This is a genomic window from Citricoccus muralis (genome assembly GCF_003386075.1).
In the GTDB taxonomy this organism is placed as follows: Bacteria; Actinomycetota; Actinomycetes; order Actinomycetales; family Micrococcaceae; genus Citricoccus; species Citricoccus muralis.
Genome location: NZ_QREH01000001.1, coordinates 1,488,212 through 1,504,895 on the forward strand (window position 1 = coordinate 1,488,212; position 16,684 = coordinate 1,504,895).

At 70.4% G+C, this 16,684-nt stretch carries 9 protein-coding genes; 4 read left to right on the plus strand and 5 right to left on the minus strand.

The genetic code is table 11. From position 1 onward, the window contains the following. Positions 1–64 precede the first annotated feature (64 nt). A complete protein-coding gene (locus tag C8E99_RS06530) occupies positions 65–1,492 on the plus strand; it encodes a zinc-dependent metalloprotease (RefSeq protein WP_115933279.1) in 1,428 nt (475 codons plus the stop codon). 68 nt (positions 1,493–1,560) lie between these two features. On the opposite strand, the gene C8E99_RS06535 is transcribed toward C8E99_RS06530, so the two are convergent. After that, positions 1,561–2,247 (minus strand): M48 metallopeptidase family protein, encoded by a 687-nt coding sequence (locus C8E99_RS06535; protein ID WP_115931608.1) that lies wholly within the window; start codon positions 2,245–2,247, stop codon positions 1,561–1,563. Between the two features lie 208 nt (positions 2,248–2,455). On the opposite strand from C8E99_RS06535, the gene C8E99_RS06540 reads away from it, so the two are divergent. After that, entirely contained in the window at positions 2,456–3,547 is a 1,092-nt protein-coding gene (locus C8E99_RS06540; RefSeq protein WP_170144539.1) for a ThiF family adenylyltransferase, read from the plus strand. A gap of 53 nt (positions 3,548–3,600) precedes the next feature. Here the strand turns inward: C8E99_RS06540 and C8E99_RS06545 are convergent, their stop codons facing one another. Next, positions 3,601–5,787, minus strand: a complete 2,187-nt coding sequence (locus C8E99_RS06545) for an ATP-dependent DNA helicase UvrD2 (protein ID WP_170144540.1) — start codon at positions 5,785–5,787, stop codon at positions 3,601–3,603. Positions 5,788–5,807: 20 nt separating this feature from the next. Next, positions 5,808–6,818: an NAD(+) diphosphatase gene (gene nudC, locus C8E99_RS06550; protein WP_115931610.1), complete on the minus strand. Its 1,011-nt coding sequence runs from the start codon at positions 6,816–6,818 to the stop codon at positions 5,808–5,810. 197 nt (positions 6,819–7,015) lie between these two features. Between nudC and C8E99_RS06555 the strand changes: the two genes are divergently transcribed. Then, a complete protein-coding gene (locus C8E99_RS06555; RefSeq protein ID WP_245952121.1) occupies positions 7,016–8,536 on the plus strand; it encodes a phosphotransferase in 1,521 nt (506 codons plus the stop codon). A gap of 32 nt (positions 8,537–8,568) precedes the next feature. On the opposite strand, the gene C8E99_RS06560 is transcribed toward C8E99_RS06555, so the two are convergent. Then, on the minus strand, positions 8,569–12,126 hold the full coding sequence (locus C8E99_RS06560) for an ATP-dependent helicase (RefSeq protein WP_342767564.1): 3,558 nt from the start codon (positions 12,124–12,126) through the stop codon (positions 8,569–8,571). Further along, positions 12,123–15,548: an ATP-dependent helicase gene (locus C8E99_RS06565; protein ID WP_115931612.1), complete on the minus strand. Its 3,426-nt coding sequence runs from the start codon at positions 15,546–15,548 to the stop codon at positions 12,123–12,125. Before C8E99_RS06565 ends, C8E99_RS06560 begins: the two co-directional genes overlap by 4 nt. A 185-nt stretch (positions 15,549–15,733) precedes the next feature. Between C8E99_RS06565 and C8E99_RS06570 the strand changes: the two genes are divergently transcribed. Further along, positions 15,734–16,660 carry an endonuclease/exonuclease/phosphatase family protein gene (locus tag C8E99_RS06570; RefSeq protein ID WP_115931613.1) on the plus strand — a complete coding sequence of 309 codons (927 nt, stop codon included), beginning with the start codon at positions 15,734–15,736 and terminating at the stop codon, positions 16,658–16,660. The last annotated feature ends 24 nt before the right edge of the window (positions 16,661–16,684 follow it).

A 16,684-nucleotide genomic window follows, 5' to 3' on the forward strand; every position in this document is an offset into this window, starting at 1 on the left:
CGCCCAGAGTGAACCGGAGGATTCACTGCGGACACGGTCAGGGCTCGCCGATACGCTGGTGGCCATGACGAATCCCCCGAACGGCCCCGGTTCCCACGACGGCGAAGACCCGCTGTCCGACATGCTCCGCCGCATGTTCGGCGAGGGTGGGCCCGATCCCGAGGAACTGCGCCGTGCCCTCGGACAGATGGGCGGAGCCGGTGGAACCGATGGCCCAGGGGGCCTTCCGTTCGACCCCTCCCAGCTGGATCCAGCCATGATGAGCCAGATGATGCAGCAGTTCCAGGCCATGATGCAGTCCTCGCCCGAGGATGGCCCGGTGAATTGGACCCTGGCCCGGCAGTCCGCACGTCAGGCTGCCGCCGGGCAGGACCCGACCGTCGGAACCTTCGCCCGGCGCGAGATCGACCAGGCGCTGCGGCTGGCGGAACTCTGGTTGGACGGAGCCACCGAGGTCGAGTCCACCGGCCTGCTCGGCAAGGCCTGGTCCCGGGCCGAATGGGTCGAGGCGTCCATGGACACCTGGCAACGACTCACCGAACCTGTTGCCGTCTCCATGTCCGAGGCCATGTCTCGGGCCATGAGGGACCAGCTGCCGGGCCAGGTGCCCGAGGAGATGAAGGGCATGCTGGACGGGATGCAGCCGATGCTGCAGAACATGGGCGGCACCATGTTCGGCCTCCAGTTGGGCCAGGCTGTCGGCGCCCTCGCCCAGGAGGTCCTCTCCGGAACCGACTCTGGCTTCCCGGTGGCCGGGCACCAGTTGGCCATGGTCCCGGTGAACATCGAAGAGTTCGGAGACGGGCTCGAGGTCCCGGACGATCAGATCCGCATCTACCTGGCCCTGCGGGAAGTGGCCCGCATGCGCCTGTTCGTACACTCTCCCTGGCTGGAACGAGACCTGTACGCGGCGATCGAGCAGTATGCCTCGGGCGTGCACATCGACATGTCCAAGATCGAGGAGGCGGCTCGGTCCATCGACCCGTCCGATCCGGAGTCCATGCAGGAGGCCTTCGCCGGGGCGTCGTTCATCCCCGAGCCCACCGGGACGCAGAAGGCGGCACTGGAGCGCCTCGAGTTGACTCTCGCGCTGATCGAGGGCTGGGTGGACGTGGTGGTCACCGAGGCCGCCAGGCCCCTGGACGCAGCGGATGCCCTGCGGGAGACCATCAACCGGCGCCGGGCCACCGGTGGGCCGGCCGAGCATGCGTTCGGCACCCTGGTCGGCCTGGACCTGCGTCCACGCCGGCTACGTGAGGCGGCCACGCTCTGGGAGAAGATCGGCGAGGTCAACGGTCGCGAATACCGCGACACCATCTGGCGCCATCCCGACCTACAGCCCACGGCCGAGGACCTGGACGACCCGGACGGATACGTCTCCCGGCGCGAGACCCGCGAACAGGAATCGGCCGGCCTGGACGACGAGCTGCGCAAACTCCTCGAGGGCGGGTTCGACGACGGCGACGGCACCACCCGGGACGACACGAAGTAGGGAACAAACGGGGAAGAGGCAGGGAAGAAGCCGGGACGGAGCAGGCAGTCGGCTGGTCAAGGGACCGGTCAGTCGTCCGTATCACCGGTGTCCGGTGCACCGCTGTCCGGCTCTCCGTCCGGCCCTGTCAGGCCCCTCCCTGTCGCGTGACTGACGCCGTTGAGGAAGGCCATGGCCTCCTTCTGCCGTGGATAGCGTTCCGCCATCGCGTGGAAAGCCGCCGAATGGTCGCCGTGTTTCAAGTGCACGAGTTCATGCACGAGTACGCCGTCCAGCACCCACCCGGGCATCCCCGCCACCTCGGAGGCGATGCGGATGCGGCCCGTCGTCGGTGTGCACGAGCCCCAGCGGCGTTGCTGGCGGGTGGACCACACCACCTCGCTCGGGTCCACCTCGCCGCCCAGCCAGGTGCGGGATAGTTTCCGGGCGCGGGCCAGCAGGTCCCCGTTCGAGTCAGGCCCTGTGGGTTGCCGGGAGGCCACCTTCTTCAGCATCCGGCGCGCCCAGTCCCGTTCCGCCTCGGCACTCAGGCCCATCGGCACCGAGACCTGGACCCTGCCGTCACGCCAGGCAGCGGAGATAGTGCGGGTGCGCCGCGAGGACCGCACGATCCTCACGGACGTGCCATCCACGTCCATCTCCTCGACCTCCCGGCCGGGGCTGCCGGGCACCGCCGCACGACGACGGCCGGTCCCGGACGCGCTGCGGGCCGGGGTGCGCGTGGAAGGCCGGGCATCGGGCTGTGAGGGCGTCATGGTCCCATTCTGCCGTTGCCCCCGCCCGGGTACGGCCATCGACTCCCACTTGTGGATAACCTCACGTGCCGGACCGGCGTTGGTGCCACGATGAGACGGCGGCCCCGTTCCGGATGTGGAACCGACCGGCGCAGGTCATCCCGCTTCCGCCGTGAGAGGGGGCCGCCCGATGACTTCCGGCCGTCTACCCCTGACGAAAGAGGATTCCATGCGTCTCGATCCCGGGCTCACGCTGCTCCAGATCGCTGAGAACACCGTCCAGATCGGCTCGGGAACGCGCTCCACCCAACTATCCGGCTGCTCGGCGCCCGCGATCGAGTACCTGCAGCGGCTCGTCGACGGGATCCCGGACGGACAGGAGGCGGATACAGCCCGCTGTTGCGGACTGGACCCGGCCGATGCCCGGGCCCTGGAGTCGTCCCTGGATGCCTTCCTGCGATGGCATGATCCGCCCGCGCGCGCCGGCGCGGGCCATGCCGCCGACCTGCTCGTCGATGATCTGGCACTGGCGCTGGCCCTGGATACGGCGCCCGCCGGCACCGATTGCACTGACGGCACTGACGGCACTGACGGCACTGACGGCACCCATAGCACCGAGGCACTGGAGCGCATGTCTGAGGTTCTGGACCGCCGCCGGGGCCTTCAGGTTCAGATCCTGGGACTGGGGCGGACCGGGTCCGTCATCGCCCGGGTCCTGGCCGCCGCCGGCATCGGCCGGCTGGCCGTGTGGGATCCGCAGGCGGTGACAGCCGCGGACCTGGGAACTGCCTACCTGGCGCCCGACCTCGGCCGGAGCCGGCCCGTCGCGTTGGGACGGCGTGTGGACGATGCCGGCCTCGGCACCGTGGTCCTGCCACTCACCTCCCCCGTACGCCCGGGACCCGGGGGCGCCCTCACGATCAGCGTCACCCGCGGTGCCGCTGACTATGACTACATCGCTCTCGCCCGCACGGCCGATCATCCGGTATTGCCGGTGGTGATGCGGGACGACGACGCACTCATCGGCCCCTGGTTCGTGCCCGGCCAGGGCCGGTGTCCCCTGTGCTGGGACCTCGCGGCCCGGGACGCGGACCCGGATCGGAGCCGGAGGACCGCAGCCCTCCTGGACCATCGGGCCGGCCGTGAGGACGTGGCCGTGGCGACCACCGCCGGAGCCCTGGCGGCCCGTCAGGTGATCAGATGGGCCGAGGCCGGAACGGCCCCCGCGGGTGCGGTCCTGCACGTGCACGGAGACGGCAGCCGCGTCGACACGCTCACGGTGGCCACCCACCCGGAGTGCGGGTGTACCACCTCCGGATGACACCGTCAGGCCGTCAGACCGTCACGTCCCCAGCCCGCCAGGCAGTCAGGCAGTCAGGCCGTCGGAGTGCCGTTGACGAGTTCGAGCACATCCTCGCCGTATTTCTCCAGCTTGGACTTGCCGACGCCGGCGATGCGCAACAGTTCGGCCGGCGTCTTCGGCGCGGCCTCGGCGATCGCCACCAAGGTTGCATCCGTGAACACCACGAACGCCGGCATAGAGGCCGCCTGGGACGTGGACAGCCGCCACGCCTTGAGGTTCTCGAACAATCCTTCGTCATAGGTCGGCGGGCAGTCCAGGCACCGGCCGGTCTTGCGCTCGGCCCCGGTCTCCAGCAGCGTGCCGCAGGAGCGGCACTGAGCTGGCTGGGCTCGCTTGCGGCCCGAGCCCCGCCCACCGGAGCCGGACGCTCCCGCGGTGCCGGGACGGCGTCGCCCCTGGCCCTGGGCCCCGTGCCGGGAGTCCGCTTCCGGATCCAGTGAGTCCAGGAAGCGGGAGGGCTTGCGGGTGGAGCGCCCGCCGGTGCCGCGGGAGAGGGTCCAGGTGAGGAACAGGCGCAGCCGGGCGCGGGTGATGCCCACGTAGAGCAGACGCCGTTCCTCGTCGATGTCCTCCTGGGTGTCCGCGAAGCTGATCGGCATGAGGCCCTCGGAGAGTCCGACGAGGAAGACGGCATCCCATTCCAGGCCCTTGGCCGAGTGGAGTGAGGCCAGCGTGACGCCCTGGACGGTGGGCGCGTGTTGGCTGGCCGCCCGCTCGTCCAACTCGGCCACGAGGTCGGTGAGGGTGAACTGATCACCACGAGTGGTGGCCAGTTCCTCGGACAGGGCGACCAAGGCGTTGAGCGATTCCCATTTCTCCCGCGTGGCACCCGACGCCTGCGGTGCCGCCTCGGTGTATCCCAGGGACGCCAGGACGTCCTTGACCCGGCCGGGAACCTGGTCACCGGAGACGTCCTGAGCAGACCGTGCCGCGGCCCGCAACTGCAGGATGCCGTCCCGGATCTCGCGTCGGGAGAAGAAACGTTCTCCGCCCCGGAGCTGGTAGCCGATGCCGGCAGCGGCGAACGCGGACTCGAACGCCTGGGACTGGCCGTTCGTGCGGAACAGGACCGCGATCTCTGCGGCCTGGATGCCCTCGTCGAGCAGTTGTTTCACCTGGGCGGCAATCCAGCCGGCCTCGGCCTCATCGTCCGAGCACTCGGCGAACACCGGCGCCGGGCCGTGATCCCGCTGGGACACGAGCTCCAGGGGTTCGGCCCACCGCGGCATCGGCCCACGGACCCCATCCGGACCGGGCACCGGGACCCGTTGCCGGGTGCGTTCAGACAACAGCCGGTTGGCGAGGTCCACGATCTCGGGGGTGGACCGGTAGTCCCGGACGAGCTTGACCATGGTGGCGTCAGGATGTTCCTGGCGGAAGTCGAGCAGGAAGCGGGAGGTGGCCCCGGTGAAGGAGTAGATGGTCTGAGAGGCGTCCCCGACCACGCACAGTTCGCTCCGTCCCCCGCGCCAGAGATCCAGCAGCCGGTGCTGCAGGGGTGAGACGTCCTGATACTCGTCCACGATGAACACGCGGTACTGGTCCCGCACCTGGGCGGCGATCTTCGGCTCCGTCTCCAGGATGCCCACCATGATCAGCAGGACGTCCTCGAAGTCGATCAGGTTCCGGTCCGTCTTGACGTCCTCATACCCCTGGAACAACCGGGCCACGCCGTTGGCGTCCCACCCGGTCGGCATCTCCCGTCCGGCCGCGGCAGCGGCATACGAGTCCGGGGTCCGCATGGAGACCTTGGCCCACTCGATCTCGCCGGCCAGGTCCCTTAGCGCGGCGCGGTCAGTGGTGGTGCGCAGGCGCCGGGCGGCCTCGGCGAGCATGTTCACCTTGTGGTCCACCAATTCGGGGACGGCCCCGCCGACCGCCTGGGGCCAGAAGTACTGCAGCTGGCGCAGGGCGGCCGAGTGGAAGGTCCGCGCCTGGACCCCATGGGTGCCGAGGTCCCGCAGCCGGGTGCGCATCTCGGCGGCGGCCCGGGCCGTGAAGGTCAGTGCCAGGGTGCGGTGTGGGTCGTAGACGCCGGTCTGCACGCCGTGGGCGATGCGGTGGGTGATGGCGCGCGTCTTGCCCGTCCCTGCCCCGGCCAGGATGCACAGGGGGCCGTTGAGGGTGGTCGCGGCCTGGCGCTGCTCGGCGTCCAGGCCCGCCAGGATGTCTGTGGCGATAGCGGGGTGGTCGGTCACGGTCCTCCGGAGGGTGTCGTTCAGTTCTGCAGTGTGCGCGGCTCGGGCAGCGGTCCGCCGAACCAGTGTTCGATCAGGGCGCGGGAGATGGACGCGGCCCCGGGAATGGTGATGTCTCCGCTGGTCACCGTCTCCTCCAGCTCCTCACGCGTGAACCACCGCACGTGGGCCACCTCGTCCCGGTCCGCATCGGCCTCGTCAGGATGGTCCGTCACCGCGGTGTAGCCCAGCATGAGGGACTGCGGGAACGGCCACGGCTGCGATCCCAGGTACACGGGTGAATGGATGCGCAGGTTCGATTCCTCGTGGACCTCACGGATGACCGCGGCCTCGAGCGACTCCCCCGGTTCCACGAAGCCGGCCAAGGTCGAGTACATCGAAGGTCCCCAGGCGGCGTTGTTGCCCAGCAGCACACGGCCATCCCGGTCGGTGACCGTCGCGATGATGGCCGGGTCCGTGCGCGGGAAGTGCTCCGAGCGGTCCTGCGGGCATACCCGGACCCAGCCCGATTGGGTGATCGCGGTCGGCGTGCCGCACCGCGGGCAATGCGTGTGCCCGGCATGCCAGTTGGCGATCGCCACTGCCTCCACGAAGACCCCGGCGTCCCGGTCTGTCAGGGCCGCCGCCGCGTCCCGCAGGCCGACCCAGGCGACCTGTTCCGGCTGGTCCACCGGTCGGCCGCCGGCCTCTCCCCCCGTGAGCGTGGGCTGCTCGTCGGCGACGAGCAGGACCAGTTCGGCCCGGGGCTGGGTCTGCTGATCGCCGCCGTCGGCCTCATGCTCGGCATCGGCCGCCGAGCGACCGAGGTATACGGCACCCTCCGGCAGCTCACCGTCCGGCCGGACCAGGACCAATTGACCGCCGAGAACGGGTGCACGACCACCGATCAACCACAGGACGCGAGCTTCTGGCTGATCCCAGACTTGTTCCAGCCATCCCTCGCTGGCCCGTTCCTCGCAACCCCGGTCCACGTTCTCCCGAGCCAGGGGAAGCCGGCCGAGGGCGGGAAGGATTTCGTCCGAGGTACGCATGCCTCCACGGTACCGCCCAGTGCGGACGCCGTTGCGTCGATCCGGTCGTGGCTGTGGAGCAGGGTCGAGTCCCGTTGGAACCACGGCGGCACACTACGGCAGCATCGGCCACGCCCGGTCATTCGGCGACTCGCCGCACCTGAGCCCCCCTGCTGCCGGAGCGGGAAAGTACGGTGGTGGGTGTGAACCGTACGCCCATGGAACTTGCTGCCTTGGCCAGCGCCGCCATCCCCGATCTGTCCCCGACCGGCGTGGTCGGCTCCCCGGACGATCCCCGGGACTTCTCGGCCGCCGTCGTCTTCGACCGCCAGGGAAGCCGCTGGCGGGTGCGGTCCCCCCTCCACGAGGAGGCGGCGATGCGGCTGGAGACCGAGCTGCAGGTGCTGTCCGGGTTCACGCCCGGCATCCGCGCCGGACTGCCGTTCCGGGTGCCGTCGGTGGCCGGGGCAGTTCGCCTCGACGGTATGCGCACCTTCGTCTACCACGACATGCCGGGCGAGGAGATGGAGCTCGAGGACCTCACCGAGCTCGGCGGCAAGACTCCCGATGACATCGGACGGGTGATCGCCGCGGTGCACGCCCTGCCGGCCGCTGTCGTCGAGAACGCCGACCTTCCCGTCTACACCGCGGACCAGTTCCGCCAGCGCCGCCTCAATGAGCTCGACCAGGCCGCGACCACGGGCCGCATTCCCGCCGTGCTGCTGCGACGCTGGGAGAATGCGCTGGAGGAGATGGAACTCTGGGAGTTCTCCCCCGTGGTGGCCCACGGAGACCTGCACGAGGACAACCTGCTCGTGGACCAGGGCCGGCTGGTGTCGGTGACCGGGTGGACCGATCTGCACATCGGCGACCCGGCCGAGGACTTCGCCTGGCTGGCGTCCTCCGGGAACCAGGAGTTCACGGACCAGGTCGTCAAGGCCTACTGGCAGCACCGGTCCGGGGGAACCGTCCAGGACGGGCACCTGTTGCGCCGGGCCGTCCTGGCGGCCGAGTTCGCCCTGGCCCAATGGCTCGTCCGGGGCATCGCCGCCGATGACGAGGAGATGGCCGCCGAGGCCGAGGCCATGCTGCAGGAGCTGGAGGCTGATGTGGAGGAACACGGCGGGCAAGCCATCAGCGCTGCCCCCGCCGGGTCGTCCTCGGGGCGTGCCACCGTCGAACCAGCCGCCCCACCCTCCGTCAAGCCCGCTGTGGGTCCCGTTGCGGAACCCGCCGCGCATCCTCAGGACGTGGCCACCGCCAGCACCGATGATCCTGCTGACAATGATGACACCGGAGAAAGCACCGATGATGACGACGCCGTCATCATGGATCACGCACGCTCCCCCGAGCGGGACGACACCGATGAAGAGCCGGACGTAGATCAGCCGGTGACGCATGATGCGGCAGCGGATGGTTCAGAGGATGAGCTGGTGCCGGACGAGCTGGCGGCGGACGAGGCCGAGTCCCGCCAATCGGGCGATGCTGACGACCTGGTCGAGGCCGAAGAACCGGACGATGCTGAAGACACTGAGGTCCCTGAAGACGCTGAGGATGTGGGCAGTACCGAGGTTCAGGAGCACGCCGAAGAACATGGCGATTCCGAGAACGACCATTCAGTACGTGGCGTTTCTGGCAGCCATGCCGCGGCACCCCACCAGGAGGGCACCCCGACGACGGCCCTGGACCTGGACGAGGTCCGGCAGCTTGACATCCGCCGGTCCACGAACCCGTCCTGACCCGGTGAAGACCGGGCCGGCCGGGACGTGGATCAGTCACGCTGGGGCGTGACCGCCCGCGCCAGGATCGCCTCGAGCTCAGCCTCGCCGGCCAAGTTGTGCAGCGCTCGCTCCGTGCCGTGCGCCACGTAGACGAAGCAGGCACTGATGTTCTCCAGCGGGATGCCGTGCAGCCGTGACCAGGCCAGCCGGTAGACGGCCAGCTGCAGGGACTTGACCTCCAGGTCCCGACCAGAGGGCACCGCGCCGGTCTTCCAGTCGACGAGTTCCCATCGCGCCTGCGGATCGTTTGGCTCCTGAGGTGAACCACCCTCGCGGAACACGGCATCGATGCGGCCACGCAGGGTGACTCCTCCGACCGTGGTTTCCACCGGCGGCTCGATGTAGGCAGGCACCCTGTCCGCCCAACGGCTGGCCAGGAAGCTCTGCTTCATCGGCTCCAAGTCCAGGGCATCCTCCACCCAATGGTCCGCCGAGTCTTCCGGGTCGTCGAAGTCCAGCATTCCGGTGCTGCCGAAATGGTCCTCCACCCAGGCGTGGAAGGCCGTCCCCCGACGGGCGGCATGGGCCGGTGGACGGGGCATCGGCCGCCGGAGCTGACGAGCAAGGGCCTCGGGGTCGTTGGCCATCTCCACGAAGGTGGAAGCGCTGACGTGACCGGGAAGTTCAACGACGCTTCCGCGGTGGTTGACCGGTGCCGACCGTTCGAGGACCCACTCAACCTGGCGGGCCAGATCAGTGAGGCCTTTTCCCGCGTTCTGCCCCTCCGCTCCCACCTCCGCAACAGCCTCCAGCGGGGCGGAGTACCTCACCCACCGTGCCGCCTCCTGCACCGCCTCGCGGCGCGGCCTGGACCGAGGCGGCAAGGCTGTCGCCCGGTCCAGATCGTCCGGGGCCTGGGGGTCCATCACGAACACCTCCGGACCGTTGAGGGGGTCGAAGGGCCACCAGGCCACGAGCTTACGGTTCGCGAACGGGTTCTCCTCCCCGACTTCCTCCGGCATGGCCCACGGACCGGTCACCACGTTCACGCCGTCTGTTGCCCCCATGAGCTCGTTCAGGAAAGGGGACGGCGTGGACGGCGTCTTGGTCGCGCCTCGCCAATAGCTTCCGCTGAGCAACAGCAGCGACCTCGCCCGGGTGAACGCCACGTAGGCCAGGCGCCGCTCCTCCTCCAGATGGTGCACCGCGGCGAGGTCCTTGTACGAGTCTGGATACTCGTCCTTCTGACGCTTCAGGGTCCATCCCACCGCGTGGCCGGCCCAATCGCGTTGGTTCGACCATTCCGTGTTCCAGTGCGGCAGGCTGATCGCATCCCCGCGCAGCGGCCAGGGCAGGTGCCCGGACTTCTCCGAGGTCCAGGTGTCCACGGTCTTGCTCGGGAATTGCCCGTCCACCAGACCGGGAACCGCCACGACGTCCCATTCCAGGCCTTTGGAGGCATGAGCCGTCAGCAACTGGACCGCCTCGTGACTCGGTTCGGCACCGGCCATCCCGAGGCCCTTCTCCCGTTCCTCCGCGGCCTGGAGCCAAGCTAGGAATGCCGTGAGATCGGCGCCGGAGCCTTCGACAGCCCCCTGGGTGAAGTCCCGAGCGGCGTCGAGAAAGCCGTCCAGGTGCCGACGGGCCACGACTCCGGATTGGCCGGGCCGCGCGGCGACCTCGATGTCCAGGCCCAGGGTCGTCTCGACCAGCCGGATCAGGGCGGTGAGCTCGAGACCGGTCTGTCCGGACAGGTACCTCAGTTCCCGGGAGAGCCGTTCGAGCCGTTCCCGACCCGTGGTGCTGAAGCCGCGTCCGGCCGCATCGGTCCACCCCGGCTCGGGGAGCCAGTCCAGTGCCTCGATGAGTGACGAGGACTCGGCGTCTTCCTCCGGCGAGGTGTCCTGCTCGGCGTCGGCGCCGTCCTGCGGTGCCGCCGGATCCTGGTGGGCTCCGGATGGCCGCCGGTTGCGTTCCAGGGTGGAGGCACGGCCCTGCAGCACCACCAGGTCCACCGCACCGATGCGCCACCGTGCCCCGGTCAGCAGGCGCATCAGGTGGTCCGAGCGGCTCGGATCGGAGATGACCTGCAGGACGGCAATGATGTCTGCGACCTCCGGAACGGACAGCAGCCCGGACAGCCCGAGCACCTCATAGGGCACCCCCGCCAGGTCCATGGCCTCCATGAGTGGCTCGAATTGGCTGCGGGTTCGGCACAGGATCGCCCGCGTTGGCCGCTGGGACGGCGGGCCGTCGCCTTCGGCAGCCTTCAGGGCCTCGACGACGGCCGCCGCCTCCCGCTCGGAGTCCGGCAGCCACGCGGCGCGGACCTCTCCCTCCACCGCCACGGGCGAGGCGGTGAGCGGTTTGACCTGGATCCCGCCCACGGGCTCACTGCGCAGGGGGCCGGCCACGGTGTTGGCCGCTGCAAGGATGGTGTGGGAGTTGCGCCAGGCCGTGGTCAGGTAGCTCACGGGGGCCGGATCCGCGCCGCCGCCGGCCCGGGGGACGGTGAACAGGCTGGGAAACGCGAACAGCTGGCCGGCCGAGGCGCCGCGGAACCCGTAGATCGACTGGTGGGGGTCACCCACGGCGGTGACCGGGTGGCCACCCGTTCCGTACAGTCCGCGGAACAACTCGAGCTGGGCGTGGGAGGTGTCCTGGAACTCGTCCAGCAGGACCACCCGGTAGCGGGACCGTTCGATCTGCCCCACGGCCGGAACGTCCTGCGCAATGCGGGCGGCGAAACGAACGAGGTCGCCGAAGTCCATGACCCCGGCGTTCTGGGTGGCCCGCCGGTAGGAGACCACGAGCTCCGCCATGACTCGGCGCAGCTTCAGCATCGAGAAGATCTTGGCGACGTCGGCATGGCTGCCCTCGGCCTTCGAGACGTCAAAGGGCAACGACTCGCCGAAGAGGTGCTGCTCGGCGAGGTGGGCCTCCACCCGGTCCGGCTCCACCAGGTGTTCGGCGCAGTCGGCCGCCAGTTTGATGGCGCCGCTGACCAGGCTGGACGCCGCGATGTCCGCGAAGCCGAGGTCCCCCTCGTAGGCCCGGACGATCCGGGACATGATCTGGTAGGACTGGGCCTCGCCGATCATCCCGGTATCCGGTTCCAGGCCGATGCGCATCCCGTGGTCCCGCACGAGGATGTTGGCATAGGAGTGATAGGTGGAGACGCTGGCCCGAGCTGCCCCCTCCGTCGCGAACCCCTGGTCCCCGTCAGCACCTTCCGCGCCCTCCGGGAGATCGAGCCCCGCCTCCGACAGGATGTCCAGCTTGCGGTTGATGCGTTGGGCCAGCTCTCCGGCGGCCTTGCGGGTGAAGGTCACGCCGAGGACCTCGTCCGGGGCCACGAAGCCGTTGGCCACGAGCCACACCACGCGGTCGGACATCGTGGCGGTCTTCCCGGACCCGGCGCCGGCCACCACCAACCGCGGTTCCAGCGGCGCGCTGATCACCGCCGACTGCTCCTCGGTGGGAGCGTGCTGGTTCAGCAGTCCGGCCAGGTCCTCCGGGCTGTAGCGCGCAGAACCGACGTCCGGGAACGCGTCCACGCGTGCGTCCACGGGCTCCTCCACGGAGGCCGGAGGGGATTCGGGGCTCATCGGTGCCATTCGGTGGATTGCCTTCCCTCGCTGTGAATGGGGCAGAGTGCCGGCAACGCGCACCGGGGAGGGGTCACTCCCCCGTGGACGGCCAGGAACCGGGGACCGACCATTGCGGCTGCGGCCGTGAAGATCTGTTCCAGCGCCCACGTCTGGTCCGGCCCCAACGCCGTCTGGTCCTGGATCTTGACGTTCTTGTTGGTGGTGCGCAACTGGACGAGCGCGGCGCCACCCGGTTCGGTGGGACGGCCGAACTCCTCGGCCGGCAGCGCCCCTGCGGCGATGGCCGCCTGGTACACGCCGAGCTGCGGCAGCTCCTCCAGGTCCTTGGCCGTGGGGGCGTGCTTGCCGGTCTTGAGGTCGATCACGTAGGGACGGCCGTCACCGTCCCTCTCGAGGCGATCGATGCTGCCCCTGATCTGGACCCGCAGGCCGCCGCGTTCCAGTTCCTGCTGGAAACGGTGTTCCACGGCCACGACGGACCGCCCCGCCTTCTCCATCTGCCGGAGATAGCCCCCGAAGAACTCGATCATGCGCCGCGCCGCGCGGGCCACGCGGTCGGATTCCCATCCCGGTTCGAGCCCGAGGTCCGGCAGCCGCCGCTCCAGCTCGGCGAGCAGGTCCTCGGCCGGCCCCTCCGGGAAGGCCTCGGCGATGGCGTGGATGAACGTGCCGATGGACTGGGCCTGGGTGCTCCCGGCCTGCCCTCCGGCCTGGTAGATGAACCAGTTCAGCGGCGACTGGAGTGCCGTCTCCACACGTGACGGAGACACCGGAACCGGAGTGGTCCCCGTATCCACGAGCGGCTCCTCGGTGGACAGCGGGAGCAACCCCCACCAGTGCGCCGGATCCGCACCACGGATCCCCTCCGCCGCCAGCCGCGCCAGGGCCGAGGCGGCCGGCCGCGCCCTCGGTGGGGGGCCGGCGTCGGGCCCGGGATCCTCGGCGTCCGCGCGGGCCGCACGGCCCCGCAGGACCGCCTGCGCCGTATCCTCCAGCTCCCGCCGCAGCCCTGCGACCAGGGCGCCGGCGGTGAGGGGCCGCGGCACCTCGGTCAGGGGTCGGGGGCGCTCGGCGTCCCGCCACGGCTCGATCAGGTCGAGGAAGTCGGACGGCTGGTGGTCCTCGGATGCGACCGCGATGCCGATCACCCGCTGCCGGGCCCGGGACACCGCGGTGGCGAAGCTGCGCAGCTCATCCTGACGCACCTCGGCCAGCCGGGACCGGTGGTCCATGCGGGTGGTCCTGCCCTGGGCCACGTCTGCCAGATCGGTGGCACCCAGGAGTTGGCCGCGCAGCCGCGTGTTGGGCCAGATGCCGTCCTGCAGTCCCGCGATGATCACCACGTCCCACTCCCGCCCCGCCGCAGTCGCCGGCGTCACCACGGACACGGACCTCTCCTGCGACGCGGTCGAGGCGAGGGAGTCCATGGGCAGGTCCTGGGCCTCCATGTACTCGGCAAAGGCCAGCGGGGAGGACCCCGGGAACTGGTCCACATGTCGTTCCGCGGCCTGGAAGAGCCCGACGACGGCGTCCAGATCCCGGTCGGCCCGCCGGGCCGCGGGTCCGGTTCCGGTCACGGCCTCCCGCTCCCAGCGGGCGGGCCGGTCAGAGGCATCCCAGAGGGCCCACAGCACGGACTCGGCGGTGGCCGCAGGGTCTCCCGCAGCAGCACGGCCGGCCACCACCATCCGGGCGATGCGCTGCACGCCCGCCCCGGGGACCGGGTGGTCAGCGAGCGCCTCAGGGTCCTCGAAGGCGGCCAGCAGCAGCTCGGTGCTGGTGCGGTTCCCCCCGGCGGCACGTTCGTCCTGCAGGAGCCGCTGGCGCAACTGGCGCAGGTGCAGGGCGGTGGCTCCGCCATACCGCCCGCCGGCCAGCCAGAGTGCCGTGTCCTGGTCCAGATGCGCCTCCGGCTCCTCTGGGGCCGTGGAGACCGTGCGCAGCAGGGACAGCAATGGCGTCACGGCCGGTTCGGTCTTCAGGACGGTGTCTGCCACGGAGCGGTTGACCGGGACGCCCTCGGCGTCCAGATAGCGCGCGAGCTCCGCCACGAGAGGACCAGAGCGGGCGATCACAGCCATGTTCCCGAGGGGGATCCCCCCGCGATGGTGCAGGTGCAGAAGCTGTTGGAGCACCAGCAGCTGCTCGTGCGGGGGCGAGGCCACGAGGTGGGCGGTGGCCCCGTGGTCACGGGCCGTAGCGGCGACGTCGGCCGGCGTCGTGCTGTCCGTGCCGTCTGGGTCCGCCGGGCTAGCCGGGCTTGCCGGGTCTGCCGGGGCTGCGGGAGTGCGAGCCTCGGTGCCCGGGCCGGACGTCATCCCCTGCCGCATCTCGAGGGTCCCGGGCAGCGCGGGGATCCGGCGCGCGATCCGCTGCCAGGACCGCAGCACGTCCTCCTCCATCCGGTACCCGGTGGTCAGCAGGTGGGTCCTGCCCGTTTCCGGCTCCGGGTCCGCCGGCGCCCCGCTGCGCGGCAGGAGGCAACCGGGGTAATCACGCACGAGGTCCGGGCGGGCCCCGCGGAACCCCTGGACCACGGTGTCCGGGCTCGCCATCGCCACCACGTCTTGACCCGTGCCCAGGATCCGGATGAGCCGGTGCACGGCAGGGGTGGCTTCCTGCAGGTCATCGATGACGATCACGGGAAGGTTCTTCCGCTCGCCGTCCAGCAGGTCCGGGTTCTCCTCCAGCAGGAGGCAAGCCGTGGTGAGCAGCCCGGCGGGGTCGAAGGCCTCGGCCATCCCCAGGTCCAGCCGATCACGGTAGTCCTGGAGCAGCACGGCAGCGGCCACCCACTCGGGCCGGCGGTGCTGCTCCCCCAGGTCCTCGAGCCGGCCGGGTTCGATCCCGTATTCGCTCGTGCGGTCGATCAGCTCCCGGACCTCCTGGCGGAATCCCCGGGTCGGCACGGCCTCGGCCAGGTCGGCGGGCCAGTCCGGTCCCCCGCGCTCCCCGGACGCGTAGGACTCCAGCAGCTCGGCGATCACCGTGTCCTGCTCCGCCCCGGACAGCAGCCGCGGGGTCCGTTCCACCGCCGGGAGGAAGCCGGCCGTCCGCGCCCGCCGGATCAGGTCAAAGGCATAGGCCGCCCAGGTCCGCACGGGCGTGGAGGTCCGCGTGCCCCGGCCTCCGTGGTCCAGCCGCACGGACAGGTCATCACGCAGCCGGGCGGAGGCCTGCCGCGTGGGCGAGAGCACCAGCAGACGATCGGGTTCCAGACCTGCTTCGATGCGCCGTGCGGCGTACTCCACGGCCAGGGCGCTGCGGCCGGTCCCGGGGCCTCCCAGCACCAGCACCGGGCCGTGTCCCGGAGCCAGTTCGAGGACCCGCTGCTGCTCGGCGTTCGGGCTCAACGGCTCCACCCGGACAGCGCGGGGCGCGGTCAGACGCAGGGACTGCTGATGGTCTTCGGCGGGCATGTCCTCATTCAACCAGCACCCGCGGACACGTTTGCGCGCGGTTTCCCCCACGGTCACCGGAGGACCGGCTCGGTGTCATGTTCCTGCGCTGTGCTTTCCTCACCGTCTCTGGGGTCCACGACCCCGCGACCGCCCCATCCGTGCGGGTCGATCGACACCTCACCCACAGAACCAAGGAAGATCCCATGACCAAGAACCCTGCGCGCCCTGCGCACCCCCGGACCGTCGCCGCCGCCCTGGCCGCCTCGGCCCTCCTGCTGGCCACCTCTGTTCCAGCTGCCGCCGATGGCCCGCACAGTGACGGCCAGGGTCCCCACCAGGGTCGCCACGCCGCCGATCGGACCATCACGGTGGCCAGTTTCAACATCCACCACGGCGCGGACATGGACGACGCACTGGACCTGGAGCGCATCGCCGCGGACATCGAGTCCTGGGACGTGGACGTCATCGGCCTGCAGGAGGTGGACCGGCACTGGGGCGAGCGCTCCGCCTTCGAGGACCAGGCCGCCGAGCTGGCCGAGATGCTCGGCATGGACCACTGCTACGCCGCCAACCTGGACAGGGACCCCGCCGAGCCGGAGCAGGAACGGCGCCAGTACGGCACCGCGATCCTGTCCGCGCATCCCCTGGAGGACTGCCGCAACACCCCGCTGCCGAACCACGAGGGCGGCGAGCAGCGCGGCCTGGCCCAGGCGGACCTCACGGTCCGCGGCTCGGACGTCACCGTCTACAACACCCACCTCACCCACCGCGGGGAGTGGAGCGAGCACCGCATCATGCAGTTCGAGGCCGTCAACGAGATCGTGGCGGCCTCCGACCGTCCGGGCATCCTCGTCGGAGACCTGAACGCCGCACCGGACTCGTCCGAATACGGCACGTTCACCACGCTGTTCGACGATGTCTGGGCCGAGGTCGGCACCGGGGACGGCTTCACCTACGATCCCGGCAACCCGACCCGCCGCATCGACTACATCCTCGCCACCCCGGACATCGCCCCCGTGTCCGCCGAAGTCCCCGAGGTCTACTCCTCGGACCACTTCCCCGTGGTCGCCGAGCTGACGCTGCCGCACCCGAGCGGCAAGACTAACGAGTCCAGCGAGTCCAACGACTGAGTAGCCGGACACCGGCGCGGCACG

Bases quoted from the DNA above. Each gene is read 5' to 3' on its own strand.
- C8E99_RS06530 (WP_115933279.1), top strand. From the start codon at position 65: ATGACGAATCCCCCGAACGGCCCCGGTTCCCACGACGGCGAAGACCCG.
- C8E99_RS06570 (WP_115931613.1), top strand. From the start codon at position 15,734: ATGACCAAGAACCCTGCGCGCCCTGCGCACCCCCGGACCGTCGCCGCC.
- C8E99_RS06560 (WP_342767564.1), bottom strand. From the start codon at position 12,126: ATGAGCCCCGAATCCCCTCCGGCCTCCGTGGAGGAGCCCGTGGACGCA.
- C8E99_RS06535 (WP_115931608.1), bottom strand. From the start codon at position 2,247: ATGACGCCCTCACAGCCCGATGCCCGGCCTTCCACGCGCACCCCGGCC.
- nudC (WP_115931610.1), bottom strand. From the start codon at position 6,818: ATGCGTACCTCGGACGAAATCCTTCCCGCCCTCGGCCGGCTTCCCCTG.
- C8E99_RS06555 (WP_245952121.1), top strand. From the start codon at position 7,016: ATGGAACTTGCTGCCTTGGCCAGCGCCGCCATCCCCGATCTGTCCCCG.
- C8E99_RS06565 (WP_115931612.1), bottom strand. From the start codon at position 15,548: ATGCCCGCCGAAGACCATCAGCAGTCCCTGCGTCTGACCGCGCCCCGC.
- C8E99_RS06540 (WP_170144539.1), top strand. From the start codon at position 2,456: ATGCGTCTCGATCCCGGGCTCACGCTGCTCCAGATCGCTGAGAACACC.